Below are 13,393 nucleotides of genomic sequence, written 5' to 3'. Positions count from 1 at the left end.
TGAGGGGCGGTCAGGCGTTCCAGGTCCAGTCGGCGACCTCGGGAAGGTCGGTGCCGTGCTCGCGGATCCAGGCCTGGTGGCGGGTGCGCACGTCGGCCATCTGCTGCCGTACGGCGGCGGCGCGCACCGCGAGTCCGGGGACGCGGTCGATGACGTCCATGACCAGGCGGTAGCGGTCGAGGTCGTTGCGGACGACCATGTCGAACGGCGTGGTCGTGGTGCCGGACTCCTTGTAGCCGCGCACGTGCAGGTTGCGGTGGCCGGTGCGGCGGTAGGCGAGGCGGTGGATCAGCCAGGGGTAGCCGTGGTAGGCGAAGATCACCGGCTTGTCGGTGGTGAACAGGCCGTCGTACTCGAAGTCGCTCATGCCGTGCGGGTGTTCCTCGCTCGGCATGAGGCGGGCGATGTCGACCACGTTGACCACCCGGACGGCGAGGCCGGGCAGGTGCCTGCGCAGGAGCTGGGCGGCGGCCAGCACCTCCAGGGTCGGGACGTCACCGGCGCAGGCCAGGACGACGTCCGGGGCGCCGCCGTTCTCGGTGCCGGCCCACTCCCAGATCCCGGCGCCGCGGGCGCAGTGGGCGCGGGCCTGGTCCAGGGTCAGCCAGTCCAAGCAGGGCTGTTTGCCGGCCACGATGACGTTGACGTAGTCGCGGCTGCGCAGCGCGTGGTCGGCCACCGACAGCAGGGTGTTGGCGTCCGGCGGCAGATAGACCCGCACGACCTCGGGGCTCTTGTTGAGGACGTGGTCGACGAAGCCGGGGTCCTGGTGGGAGAAGCCGTTGTGGTCCTGGCGCCAGACGTGCGAGGTGAGCAGGTAGTTGAGGGAGGCGATCGGGGCCCGCCACGGCAGCTCCCGGGACGTCTTCAGCCACTTGATGTGCTGGTTGACCATCGAGTCGACGATGTGGACGAACGCCTCGTAGCAGGAGAACAGTCCATGACGGCCCGTCAGGAGGTAGCCCTCCAGCCAGCCCTGGCAGGTGTGCTCGGAGAGGATCTCCAGGACCCGCCCGTGGTGCTCGAGGTGTTCGTCGACCGGCAGATGCTGTGCCTGCCAGGCCTTCCCGCTGACGTCGAAGACCGCCTGGAGCCGGTTGGACGCGGTCTCGTCCGGTCCGACCAGGCGGAAGTCGCGGCGTCCCCCGGTGTCCTTCATGACCCGGGCCAGCAGGTCTCCGAGGACACGGGTGGGCTCGTGCAGGGTCGTGCCCGGCTTGTCGACCGGGACGGCGAATTCGTCGAGCGGGGCGAGCGGCAGGTCCCGCACGAGCAGGCCGCCGTTGGCGTGCGGGGTGGCGCCGAGCCGCCGGGCGCCGTCGGGGACGCAGGCGAGGACGTCGGCCACGGGCCGTCCGTCGGCGCCGAAGAGCTCCGCGGGCCGGTACGAGCGCAGCCAGGCCTCCAGCCGGCGCAGGTGCTCGGGGTTCTCCCGGACGCCGGCCAGCGGGACCTGGTGGGCGCGCCAGGTGCCCTCGACGGGCTCGCCGTCCACCTCGGCGGGACCGGTCCAGCCCTTGGGGGTGCGCAGCACGATCACGGGCCAGTGCACGCGCTCGGCGACTTCGTCCTCGCGGGCCGTCCGCTGCATCACGGCGATGCGGTCCAGCGCGTCGTCCATCGCCCGGGCCATGGCCCGGTGCACCCGCGCCGGGTCGTCGCCGGTGACGTGGATCGGGTCGTGGCCGTATCCCCGCAGCAGCGCGTCGAGTTCGCTCTCCGGGATCCGGGAGAGCACGGTGGGGTTGGCGATCTTGTAGCCGTTGAGGTGCAGGATCGGCAGGACCGCGCCGTCGTGCACGGGGTCGAGGAACTTGTCGGAGTGCCAGGCGGCGGCCAGCGGCCCGGTCTCCGCCTCGCCGTCGCCGATCACACAGGCCACCAGCAGGTCCGGGTTGTCGAAGGCGGCGCCGTACGCGTGTGCCAGCGAGTAGCCGAGCTCACCGCCCTCGTGGATCGAACCGGGCGTCTCCGGCGCGACATGGCTCGGCACACCACCGGGGAAGGAGAACTGCCGGAACAGCCGCGCCATGCCCGCCCCGTCCCGGGAGACGTCCGGGTACGTCTCGCTGTAACTGCCCTCCAGCCAGGAGTTGGCGAGGATGGACGGCCCTCCGTGGCCCGGCCCCCAGACGCACAGCGCGTCGAGTCCGCGTGCCTTGATCACCCGGTTGAGGTGGGTGTAGACGAGGTTGAGCCCCGGTGAGGTGCCCCAGTGGCCGAGCAGCCGCGGCTTGATGTGTTCGGGCCTCAGAGGTTCGGTCAGCAGCGGGTTGGACATCAGGTAGATCTGTCCGGCGGCCAGGTAATTGGCGGCCCGCCAGTGCGCGTCCAGGGTGCGCAGCTCGTCGTCGGAAAGTACGGTGGCGTCCTGGCGTTCGACCGTGGACATGGGTGCGACTCCGGAAGTCGTCGGCGTAGAAGGTCATCGGGGTGTGGAGGCGGCATGGCCGGCAAGGACGTGGCGCAGGTGCCGCGCAAGACCTACGAGAAGGAACTGCTCCGGCTGCAGACGGAGCTGGTGAAGCTGCAGGAGTGGGTGCGCGCCGAGGGCGCCCGGCTGGTCGTGGTCTTCGAGGGGCGCGACGCGGCGGGCAAGGGCGGGACGATCAAGCGCGTGGCCGAGCACCTGAACCCGCGTGTGGCGCGGATCGCGGCGCTGCCGAAGCCGACGGAGCGCGAGCGCAGCCAGTGGTACTTCCAGCGGTACGTCGAGCATCTGCCGGCGGCCGGGGAGATCGTGCTGTTCGACCGGTCCTGGTACAACCGGGCCGGGGTCGAGCATGTGATGGGCTTCTGCACGAAGGAGGAGCACCAGCTCTTCCTGCGGCAGTGCCCGATCTTCGAGCGGATGCTCGTCGAGGACGGGATCCTGCTGCGCAAGTACTGGTTCTCGGTGAGCGACACCGAGCAGCAGGAGCGTTTCCGGCGCCGGATGGAGGATCCGCTGCGGCGCTGGAAGCTGTCCCCCATGGACCTGGAGTCCCTCGCCCGGTGGGAGGCCTACTCGCGGGCCAAGGACGAGATGATGGTGCACACCGACATCGGCGAGGCGCCCTGGTACGTGGTGGAGAGCGACGACAAACGCCGGGCGCGGCTGAACATGATCGCCCATCTGCTGAGCTCCGTGCCGTACACCGACGTGCCGCCGCCGGTGCTGGAGCTGCCGGAGCGGCCCCCGTCGACCGGCTATGTGCGCACGCCGCGTGATCTGCAGACCTATGTCCCCGACCACGCGGCGGGCCTCTGAGCAGCCGGCCACCTCCCTCACTCCCGTTCGGGTACGACCGCGACGGCGCAGGCGGCGTGGTGCAGCACCGCGTGGGCGACCCGCCCCAGCTGGAGTCCGAGGTGCCCGGGGTTGCGGCGGGCGCCGACCACCAGCAGGTCGGCCTCGTGGGAGGCGGCGAGGAGGACCCGGCGGGCCGGTCCCTCGACCGTGCGCCGGTGCAGTTCCACCTCGGCGGGCGCGTCCCGCAGCGCCTTCTCCAGCACCTCGGCCGCGGCCTCTTCGTGCAGCCGGGCGGGTTCGCCGGCGAGCAGCGGGTGGTCGGTGCTCTCGTGCGCGGGGCACCGCCAGGCCCGTACCGCGTCCAGGGCCGCGTGCCGCAGCCTCGCCTCCTCGAAGGCGAAGCGCAGGGCGGCGGAGTCCGTGCCCTTCTCGCCGACGCCCACGACGACCCGGCCGTGCGTGCCGGTGCCGCCCCGGTTGTCGTGACCGCCGCGCAGCACGATCACCGGGCAGTTCGCGTGGGCGGCCACGGTGAGGCTGACGGACCCGAGCAGCATGTCGACGAGGCCGCTGCGCCCGCGGGTGCCCAGCACCAGGGCGGAGGCGCCGCGTCCCTCCCGTACCAGCGCGTACTCCGGTTCCTCGGCGAGCACCTCGGCCGAGACCTTCACCTCGGGCCGCCGGAGGTGGGCGCGGCGTGCGGCGGTTGCGACGATGTCGTCCGCCCGCACCTCCTCCGACGGCTTGGCCAGGTCCTCGGCGAGGGCGGAACCCTCGTAGCGCTCCCACAGGGAGGCGTACACGACCCGCAGCGGCACCCCGCGCAGGGCCGCCTCGTCGGCCGCCCAGTCGACGGCGCGCAGGCTCGGTTCGGAGCCGTCGACGCCGACGACCAGGGGCAGTTCGCGCGCGGTCATCACAGCGCTCCGAAGTCGAAGACGATCCGTGCCTTGACCTGACCCCGCAGCACCTCGTCGATGGACTCGTTGACCGAGGCCAGCGGACGGGTCTCGTAGATGACCTTGGTCCGCCCGGCGGCGTGCAGCTGGAAGACCTCGGCGAGGTCCTGCCGGGTGCCCACGATGGAGCCGATCACCGAGGTGCCGTTCAGCACGGTGTCGAAGATGGGGACCCGGACCGTGCCGTGCGCCGGCAGGGCCACCATGACCAGCTTGCCGCCGCGCCGCAGACCGGAGTTGACGGCCTCGAAGGCCGCGTCGTTCACCGCGAGGGCGATCGCCGCGTGGGCGCCGCCGTGCCGCTTGAGCACCTCGCCGACGTCCTGCTTGCGGGCGTCGATGACGAGGTCGGCGCCCAGCTCCGCGGCCAGTTCGAGCTTCTCGTCGGTGACGTCGATCGCGGCGACCGTGGCTCCGGCGATCTTGGCGTACTGGACGGCGAGGTGGCCGAGGCCGCCGATCCCCGATATCGCGACGAGCTGGGTGGGCCGGACGTCGGCGACCTTCAGCGCCTTGTACGTCGTCACCCCCGCGCAGGTCAGCGGGGCGGCGTCCAGGGCGGTGACGCCCCGGGGCACCGGCTGGGCGAAGTCGGCCCAGGCCAGCATCTTCTCGGCGTAGCCGCCGTCGCAGCCGTAACCGGTGTTGATCTGCTGCTCGCACAGCGTCTCCCAGCCGGACAGGCAGTGCTCGCACCGCCCGCACGCCGTGCCGAGCCAGGGCACGGCCACCCGCTGTCCGACGGACAGGTGGGTGACGCCCTCGCCCAGCTTCTCGACCAGGCCGACGCCCTCGTGGCCCGGCACGAACGGCGGGTTCGGCTTCACCGGCCAGTCGCCGTGGGCGGCGTGGATGTCGGTGTGGCAGAGCCCGGAGGCCTCGACGCGGATCCGGACCTGGCCGGGGCCGGGCTCGGGGTCGGGGCGCTCCTCGATGACCAGGGGCTCACCGAACGCTCGGACAACCGCTGCCTTCATGGGTCTCTTCTCCTCGGAAGCGGGTCAGCTGTGGGGGACGACGGCGACGGGGGCGGTGGAGTGGTGCAGCACCGCGTGCGTGACATGGCCGACGTGCGCGCCGAACGGGCTGCGGCGGATCCGCCGGCCCACCACGACGAGGGAGGCCTCACGCGAGGCGTCCACGACGTGGACGGCCGCGCTGCCGTAGCGGGACTCCTCGACGACCTTCACGTCCGGGTACTTCTTCCGCCAGGGGCGCAGCACCTCGGACAGGGCCTCGGAGGCGCTCAGGGCCAGCGCCTCGTGCAGCGCGGGGTTGGCCGGCGTGCCGTACGCGTAGTAGGGCGGCGGGTTCCAGCCGTGGACGACCCGCAGCGAGGTGGACCGGCGCAGGGCGGCGTCGAAGGCGAACTCGATCAGCGTCTCGTCCGGGTGCTCGGTGTCGAGTCCGAGGACCACGGGCCGGAACGGCGTCGCGGCGGACGGGACACCCGCCGGGTCGGGCTCGTGCTCGTCGGCGGCCACCTCCAGGGCGCGGACCAGCACCACGGGGCGGTCGGCGTGGGCGACGACCGACAGGCCGACGGAGCCGACCATGAACCCGCCGATGCCGCTGAGGCCGCGGGAGCCCAGGACGAGCAGTTCGGCGCTCTTGGCCTCCTCGGCGAGGGCGTCGGCCGGGTGTCCGGAGAGCTGCTCCCTGATCACCTCGACGCCGGGGTGGCGCAGACCGATGCCCTCGGCGGCTTCCCGGGGAATGCGCTCGGTCCAGTGCTGCTGGGTCTCGGCGCCCAGGAGAGGCGCCTGGGCCATGGGCTCCGGCACCGGCTCCCAGACGTGGACGATCTTCAGCGGCAGGTCGCGCAGCTGGGCTTCGCGAGCCGCCCATTCCGCGGCGGCACGGCTCTCGCGGGAGCCGTCGAGCCCTACGGTGATGGTGCGGAGCATGATCTCTACCTCCTGTGGTGAGGATCCGATTACAGAGTGGTCGTCAAAGGGGTCTCGCGGGGAGGGGCCAGTGGTCCCGGGCCGGGGCCGACGGTCCTGCGCGCAGCGCGGTGCGGTGGGCCCGGGGAGGGACCCACCGCACCTTCGGCGCTCAGCGCAGCCAGCCGTGGTCGCGGACGAGCGGCAGCCGGGCCCAGAGCCGGCCCGCGCCCAGGGTGTCGCCGGCGGCGGCAGCGGCCACCACGATCAGGGCGACGGCGTAGACGACGTGGTAGTCGACGAGCGGGTTCGTGGACATGCTCGCCGAGCCGTCCGCGAGGTGCTTGGCCGGCGGCCATTCGGCGATCCACATCAGCGCCATCATCACGGTGCCGGCGACGGCGGCGAGGCGCAGCGCGACCCCCGCGACCAGGGCGACGCCGATCCCGAGCAGACCGAGCATGAACAGCCAGTCCGCCCACGGGTCGCCGGCCCAGGAGTGGAAGGTCGACTCCATCGGCCCGACGGCGACGGAACCGAGGAAGCCCTTGGTCGGCGAGCCGCCGTCGATCCAGCCCTTGCCGGACGGGGTGGCGTAGCCGAAGCCGAAGGTCTTGTCGAGGAAGGCCCACAGGAAGACGAACCCGGTGAGCAGACGCAGGGAGGCGAAGGCGTAGGCCCGCGCGGTGTGCGTGTCGGTGGCGGCCGACGAGGCCGACTCGGATGCGGAGGCGGTCCGGTTCCTGCGGAAGGACGGCAGGTGGAAGCCGGGGCTCCGGTGAGGGTGCTCGTGCACGGCCATGGTCGTGATTCCCTTCGGGGGCGGTCGGGGCGGTGCCTGACACCACTCACTCTGGCGGTGCGCGCCGCCCGGCGCCGCAGGCCGAAGGTCTGCCGGCCCGGGGCTGAACGTCCCTGTCTCCAGGGACCGTTGGTGCGGCGGGAGGGCGCGCCCGCGCGCCGCGCCGCACCTGGACCGCGGTCAGTAGGCGGGCACGCCACGCTCCCGGAAGCGTGCGCGGACGCTCTCGGTGAGGGCCGGGTCGGGGGTCGGCGTGTCGCGCAGGGGGAAGGGGATGCCGAGGGCGTCGTACTTGTGGGCGCCGAGCTTGTGGAAGGGCAGCACGTCGACCCGCTCGACCGTGCCCAGCCCTGCGACGAATTCGGCCAGGGCGTCCACGGACCGCGGGTCGTCGGTCCAGCCGGGGACCAGCACGTAGCGGATCCGCATCGGGACGCCGAGACGGTCCAGCCGGGTGGCGAAGCTGAGGGTGGGGGCGAGCCGGCCGCCGGTCAGCTTCCGGTAGGTGACGATGTCGAAGGACTTGATGTCCAGCAGGACCAGGTCGGTGTCGGCGAGGAGCTCGTCGGTGGCGCGGGCCCCGAGGAAGCCGGACGTGTCCAGGGCGGTGTGCAGTCCGGCCTCCTTGCAGCGGCGCAGCACCTCGCCGGTGAACGCCGGCTGGAGCAGGGGTTCTCCGCCGGTGACGGTCACCCCGCCGCCGGCGGTGGTGATGAAGGCCCGGTACTTCCCGATCTCCGCCATCACCTCGTCCACCGTCGCCTCCCGGCCGTCCCGCATGTGCCAGGTGTCGGGGTTGGCGCAGTACAGACAGCGCAGGGGGCAGCCGCTGACGAAGAGGACGAACCGGGTCCCGGGACCGTCCACGCCGGTGGACAGGTCCCAGGAGTGGATCCGGCCGGTCGTCATCGCCTTCACAGGGTTCCGTGGAAGGTGCGGCTGATCACGTCGAGCTGCTGCTCGCGGGTGAGGCGGACGAAGTTGACGGCGTATCCGGAGACCCGGATGGTCAGGTCGGGGTAGTTCTCCGGGTGTGCCATCGCGTCCTCGAGGGTGGCGCGGTCCAGCACGTTGACGTTCATGTGGAAGCCGCCCGTGGCCATGTAGGCGTCGAGGATGCCCACCAGGTGGCCCGCGCGCTCCTCGGGGGCGTGTCCGAGGCCCTCGGGGGTGATGGTGGTGGTCAGCGAGATGCCGTCGCGGGCCTGCTCGTACGGCAGCTTGGCCACCGACAGCGCGGAGGCGGCGACGCCGTGCCGGTCACGGCCGTTCATCGGGTTGGCGCCGGGTGCGAAGGGCTGTCCGGCCCGCCGTCCGTCGGGGGTGTTGCCGGTGTGCTTGCCGTAGACGACGTTGGAGGTGATGGTCAGCACCGACTGGGTGTGCTCGGCGTCCCGGTAGGTGGGGTGCCGGCGGACCTTCGCCATGAACGTCTCGACCAGGCCGACGGCGAGCGAGTCCGCGCGGTCGTCGTTGTTGCCGTACGCGGGGAACTCGCCCTCGGTCAGGAAGTCGACGGCCAGTCCGGTCGCGTCCCGGATGACCTTCACCCGGGCGTGCTTGACCGCGGACAGGCTGTCCGCCGCGACCGACAGTCCGGCGATGCCGCAGGCCATGAAGCGGTGCACGGGGTGGTCGTGCAGCGCCATCTCGATGCGCTCGTAGGCGTACTTGTCGTGCATGTAGTGGATGACGTTGAGGGTGTTGACGTACGTCCCCGCCAGCCAGTCCAGGACCCGGTCGTAGGCCGCGGACAGCTCCTCGTAGTCCAGGTACTCGCCGGTGAGCGGGGGCATCTCGGGGGTGACCTGGTCGCCGGTCATCTCGTCGCGGCCGCCGTTGACGGCGTAGAGCAGGGCCTTGGCCAGGTTGACGCGCGCCCCGAAGAACTGCATCTGCCGGCCCACCGCCATGGCGGAGACACAGCAGGCGATCGCGGTGTCGTCGCCGGTGTTCGGACGCAGCAGCTCGTCCGACTCGTACTGGACGGCGCTGGTGTCGATGGACACCTGGGCGCAGAACTCCTTGAAGCCGGCGGGCAGGCCGGGCGACCACAGCACGGTGAGGTTGGGTTCGGGGGCGGGGCCGAGGTTGTAGAGGGTCTGCAGGAAGCGGAAGGAGGTGCGGGTGACCAGCGGGCGGCCGTCGGTGCCGATGCCGCCGATCGACTCGGTGACCCAGGTGGGGTCGCCGGAGAACAGGGCGTCGTACTCGGGGGTGCGCAGGAACCGGACGATCCGCAGCTTGATCACGAAGTCGTCGATCAGCTCCTGGGCGCGGGACTCGTCGATGATCCCCTCGTCCAGGTCGCGCTGGAGGTAGACGTCGAGGAAGGTCGAGGTGCGGCCCAGCGACATCGCCGCGCCGTTCTGTTCCTTCACCGCGGCGAGATAGCCGAGGTAGAGCCACTGGACGGCCTCGTGCGCGGTGAGTGCGGGACGGGAGACGTCACAGCCGTAGGTCGCCGCCATGCGGGTCAGTTCGCCCAGTGCCTTGATCTGCTCGGCGAGTTCCTCGCGGTCGCGGATGACGTGCTCGGTGGACGGCCGGCCGTCCAGCTGGGCCTTCTCCGCGTGCTTGGCCTCGATCAGCCGGTCGGTGCCGTACAGGGCGACGCGCCGGTAGTCGCCGATGATCCGGCCGCGGCCGTAGGCGTCGGGCAGGCCGGTGATGATGCCGACCCTGCGGGCGGTCCGCATCTCGGGCGTGTAGGCGTCGAAGACACCGGCGTTGTGGGTCTTGCGGTAGGTGCCGAAGACCTCGGTGACGAACGGGTCGGGCTCGTAGCCGTACGCCTTGAGGCCGTTCTCCACCATGCGCAGACCGCCGTTGGGCATGATCGCGCGCTTGAGCGGGGCGTCGGTCTGCAGACCGACGACCAGTTCGCGGTCGCGGTCGATCCAGCCGGGGGCGTGCGAGGTGATCGTCGAGGGCGTCGCGGCGTCCACGTCGAGGATGCCCCGGGCCCGCTCCTCGGGGAACAGTGCGCTGACCTTCTCCCAGACGGCCCGGGTGCGCTCCGTGGAACCGGTCAGGAACGACGCGTCACCTTCGTACGGGGTGTAGTTGGCCTGGATGAAGTCGCGTACGTCGATCAGCTCGCGCCAGCGTGCCCCGGCGAAGCCTCGCCAGGCCTCGGTGACCTTGTCACCGACTGTCACGGTTGCGGTCATCGCCGTTCCTCTCCTCGGTTCGTGTCCTGCACTTCGATGCTCGTCGCTCGTGATCGTCACGGGGAGTGCCGGAAGGCGCCCGCGGTGCGGGCCGACCGGCCCCCGGGTCCCGGACCGGACGTCCCGGCGGCCCGGGCACGGCCGGTCAGCCGGCCGTGAGGTCGGGGCGGATCAGGGTGCCCGACCGGCCGTGCACCATCTCGTACGCCGCGTCCAGGGCGCCGATGGCGGCGAGCCCTCCGGTCCGCTCGACGAAGCGGGCGGCGGCCTCGGCCTTGGGCCCCATGGAGCCCTCCGGGAGACCCTTGCGGCGCAGCTCGGCGGGGGTGGCGTCGAGGACCGGCTGCTGTGCGGGTGTCCCGTAGTCCTCGTACACGCACGGGACGTCGGTGAGGATGAGCAGGAAGTCGGCCTTCAGGTCCTCGGCGAGCAGGGCGGCCGTCAGGTCCTTGTCGATGACGGCCTCCATGCCCGTCAGCGCGCCGCTGTCGCGGTCCGCGGTGACGGGGATGCCTCCGCCCCCCGCGCAGATCACCAGGGTCCCGCTGTTCAGGAGTTGGTGGACGGTGTCGGTCTCCAGGATCCGTTCGGGGGCCGGGGAGGGGACGACGCGCCGCCAGCCGGTGGTGTCCCGCGCGATGTGCCAGCCGCGCTTGCGGGCGAGGGCGGCGGCCACCTCCCGGGGGTAGACCTGGCCGACGAACTTGGTGGGCCGGGCGAGCGCCGGGTCGTCGGCCCGTACGAGGGTGTGGGTGACGAGCGTGGCGATGTGGCGGCCGGGGAGGGCGTCGTGCAGCGTACAGGCCAGCAGGGAGCCGATCATGCCCTGGGTCTGGGCGCCGAGCAGATGCAGGGGGTAGGGGGCGCTGAGGGCGGGGTCGGCGGCGCTCTCCATGGCGAGCAGGCCGATCTGGGGGCCGTTGCCGTGGGTGATGACGAGTTCGTGCTCGTGGGCCAGGGTGGCGAGGGCGGTGGCGACCCGGTCGATGTTGGCCTGCTGGACGGCGGCGTCGGGGCGTTCACCGCGGTGGAGCAGGGCGTTGCCGCCCAGGGCGACGACGATACGCATGGCTCAGTCCTCCAGGGTGGCGACGAGCACGGCCTTGATGGTGTGCAGCCGGTTCTCGGCCTGGTCGAAGACGATGGACGCGGGGGAGGAGAAGACCTCGTCGGTGACTTCGAGCGCGTCCAGGCCGTAGCGGTCGAAGAGGTCGCGGCCCAGACGGGTGCTGCGGTCGTGCAGGGCCGGCAGGCAGTGCATGAACTTCACGTCCGGGTTGCCGGTGGCGGCCAGCGTCTTGGCGTCGACCTGGTACGGCAGCAACAGCTCGATCCGCTCCCGCCAGGTCTCGGCGGGCTCGCCCATGGAGACCCAGACGTCGGTGTGCAGGAAGTCGGCTCCGCGTACGGCGGTCTCGATGTCCTCGGTGAGCGTGATCCGGGCGCCGCTGTCCTCGGCCAGCTTCCGGCACGTGGTGACCAGGGCGGGGTCGGGCCACAGCCGGGCGGGCGCGGCGATCCGCACGTCCATGCCGAGCAGCGCGCCCATCGACAGCAGGGAGTTGCCCATGTTGTTGCGGGCGTCGCCGAGGTAGCAGTAGGCGACGTCGGGCAGCGGCTTGGGGCTGTGCTCGTGCATGGTCAGGACGTCGCACAGGCTCTGGGTGGGGTGCGCGGTGTCGGTGAGGCCGTTGTAGACGGGGACACCGGAGTGGGCGGCGAGGGCGGTGACGAGGGACTGCGCGGAGCCGCGGTACTCGATGGCGTCGAACATGCGGCCGAGTACGCGGGCGGTGTCGGCGATGGACTCCTTCGCGCCGATGTGGGTGTCGCCGGGGCCCAGGTAGGTGGTGGCGGCGCCCTGGTCGGCGGCGGCGGCCTCGAAGGCGCAGCGGGTGCGGGTGGAGGTCTTCTCGAAGATCAGGGCGAGGTGCCTGCCGGTCAGGCGGGGCTGCTCGGTGCCGGCGCGCCGGGCCGCCTTGAGGGTGGCCGCCAGGTCGAGGAGGTGATGGATCTCGGGGGCGGTGAAGTCGAGTTCGCTCAGGTAGGAGCGGCCTCGCAGGTCGATGGTCATGTGGGTTCCCCCTGGTGGTCAGGCGACCGGGTCGCGTTCGACGGGGCAGCTCATGCAGCGCGGTCCGCCGCGGCCGCGGCCGAGTTCGGCGCCGGCGATGGTGACGATCTCGATGCCCTGCTTGCGCAGGTAGGTGTTGGTGGTGACGTTGCGCTCGTAGCCGACGACGACCCCGGGGGCTAGGGCGAGGAAGTTGCTGCCGTCGTCCCACTGCTCGCGTTCGGCGTTGCGGATGTCCTGCGGGGCGGAGAGCATCCGGACCTTGTCGAGGCCGAGGGCCTCGGCGAGGGCGGTGGCCAGGTCGGAGTTCGGGGCGACGTCGAAGCCGCAGTCGCGGGTGCCGCTGGGCGTGAGCGTCCAGGAGCGCAGGGAGTCGGCGAGGCCCGGGTAGATGACGAAGGTGTCGCGGTCGAGCATCGTCAGGACGGTGTCGAGGTGCATGTAGGCACGGGTGGCCGGGAGCTGGACGGCGACCAGCCGGGTCGCCGTGCCGTCCGCGAAGAGGCGGGCGGCCAGGTTCTCCACGGCCTGGGCGGTGGTCCGCTCCCCCACGCCGACCATGACGGCGCCGTTGCCGAGGACGTGGACGTCACCGCCTTCGAGGGTGCCCACCGGGCCGCCGTCGAGGAGCGGTGCCGGGGCGACGCCGGCGAACAGGGGATGGAAGCGGTAGATCGCCTCGGCGTGCAGGCTCTCGCGCCGCCGGGCCGGCTTGGCCATCGGGTTGACCGACAGACGGTCGTAGATCCAGCAGGAGTTGTCGCGCGGGAAGAGGTGGTTGGGCAGCGGGGCGAGGGCGAAGTCCTCGGCGTCCAGCGCGCTCCAGACCAGGCTGTGCGGGGTGGCCAGCGGCAGGTCGCTCTTGAGGAGGCCGCCGATGAGGTGTCCGGCGAGGGTCTCGCCGTCGAGCTCGGCGCACAGGGCGCGCACCGGGTCGATCAGCGCCGGTCCGACGGTGGCCGGGGTGATCACCCGGTCCAGCAGCCAGTCGCGGGCTGGCGCGGAGTCGAGGGTCTGGGCGAGCAGGTCGGCGAAGTAGTGCACGCGGGTGCCGTGGTCGCGCAGCACCTGGGCGAAGGCGTCGTGCTCCTCCCGGGCGCGCTTGGCCCACAGGATGTCGTCGAAGAGGAGGGCGTCGACGTTCCGCGGGGTGAGGCGGGAGAGTTCGATGCCCGGGCGGTGCAGGATCACCTGGCGCAGGCGGCCCGCCTCGGAGTCGACGTGGAACGTGGTCATGGCGTTGCTTCCTCTGCCGTGCGGGGGCGGT

The 13,393-nt window shown here is 71.9% G+C and carries 11 protein-coding genes; 1 reads left to right on the top strand and 10 read right to left on the bottom strand.

Features of this window, described 5'->3' with window-relative positions:
• Positions 1 to 10: 10 nt before the first annotated feature.
• The gene (locus ACFY30_RS28420; RefSeq protein ID WP_390847991.1) at positions 11 to 2,392 is read right to left on the bottom strand and encodes a phosphoketolase; all 2,382 of its coding nucleotides are present in this window, start codon (positions 2,390 to 2,392) and stop codon (positions 11 to 13) included.
• Between the two features lie 54 nt (positions 2,393 to 2,446).
• Between ACFY30_RS28420 and ppk2 the strand changes: the two genes are divergently transcribed.
• Positions 2,447 to 3,250, top strand: a complete 804-nt coding sequence (ppk2, locus tag ACFY30_RS28415) for a polyphosphate kinase 2 (RefSeq protein WP_390847990.1) — start codon at positions 2,447 to 2,449, stop codon at positions 3,248 to 3,250.
• A 17-nt stretch (positions 3,251 to 3,267) separates the two neighbouring features.
• On the opposite strand, the gene ACFY30_RS28410 is transcribed toward ppk2, so the two are convergent.
• The 9 genes from ACFY30_RS28410 to ACFY30_RS28370 form a co-directional block, all read right to left on the bottom strand.
• Positions 3,268 to 4,149, bottom strand: coding sequence for a universal stress protein (locus tag ACFY30_RS28410; protein ID WP_390847989.1), 882 nt, complete (start codon positions 4,147 to 4,149; stop codon positions 3,268 to 3,270).
• Complete coding sequence (adhP, locus tag ACFY30_RS28405; RefSeq protein WP_390847988.1) at positions 4,149 to 5,168, bottom strand: alcohol dehydrogenase AdhP; 1,020 nt, start codon at positions 5,166 to 5,168, stop codon at positions 4,149 to 4,151. Before adhP ends, ACFY30_RS28410 begins: the two co-directional genes overlap by 1 nt.
• A 24-nt stretch (positions 5,169 to 5,192) precedes the next feature.
• A complete protein-coding gene (locus ACFY30_RS28400) occupies positions 5,193 to 6,098 on the bottom strand; it encodes a universal stress protein (RefSeq protein WP_390847987.1) in 906 nt (301 codons plus the stop codon).
• A gap of 151 nt (positions 6,099 to 6,249) precedes the next feature.
• Positions 6,250 to 6,879, bottom strand: a complete 630-nt coding sequence (locus tag ACFY30_RS28395; RefSeq protein ID WP_390847986.1) for a hypothetical protein — start codon at positions 6,877 to 6,879, stop codon at positions 6,250 to 6,252.
• Between the two features lie 180 nt (positions 6,880 to 7,059).
• Complete coding sequence (pflA, locus tag ACFY30_RS28390) at positions 7,060 to 7,788, bottom strand: pyruvate formate-lyase-activating protein (protein WP_390847985.1); 729 nt, start codon at positions 7,786 to 7,788, stop codon at positions 7,060 to 7,062.
• Between the two features lie 5 nt (positions 7,789 to 7,793).
• Positions 7,794 to 10,052, bottom strand: coding sequence for a formate C-acetyltransferase (gene pflB / locus ACFY30_RS28385; protein ID WP_390847984.1), 2,259 nt, complete (start codon positions 10,050 to 10,052; stop codon positions 7,794 to 7,796).
• Positions 10,053 to 10,197: 145 nt separating this feature from the next.
• Entirely contained in the window at positions 10,198 to 11,121 is a 924-nt protein-coding gene (locus ACFY30_RS28380; protein ID WP_390847983.1) for a carbamate kinase, read from the bottom strand.
• Positions 11,122 to 11,124: 3 nt separating this feature from the next.
• Positions 11,125 to 12,126 (bottom strand): ornithine carbamoyltransferase, encoded by a 1,002-nt coding sequence (gene argF, locus ACFY30_RS28375; RefSeq protein WP_390847982.1) that lies wholly within the window; start codon positions 12,124 to 12,126, stop codon positions 11,125 to 11,127.
• Positions 12,127 to 12,144: 18 nt separating this feature from the next.
• The gene (locus ACFY30_RS28370; RefSeq protein WP_390847981.1) at positions 12,145 to 13,362 is read right to left on the bottom strand and encodes an arginine deiminase; all 1,218 of its coding nucleotides are present in this window, start codon (positions 13,360 to 13,362) and stop codon (positions 12,145 to 12,147) included.
• Positions 13,363 to 13,393 lie beyond the last annotated feature (31 nt).

Origin of the sequence: Streptomyces sp. NPDC000345 (assembly GCF_042898825.1) — a bacterium.
Lineage (GTDB): Bacteria > Actinomycetota > Actinomycetes > Streptomycetales > Streptomycetaceae > Streptomyces.
Note: the sequence above shows the minus strand (reverse complement) of the source record. Positions and strands in the feature narration are given on the sequence as shown.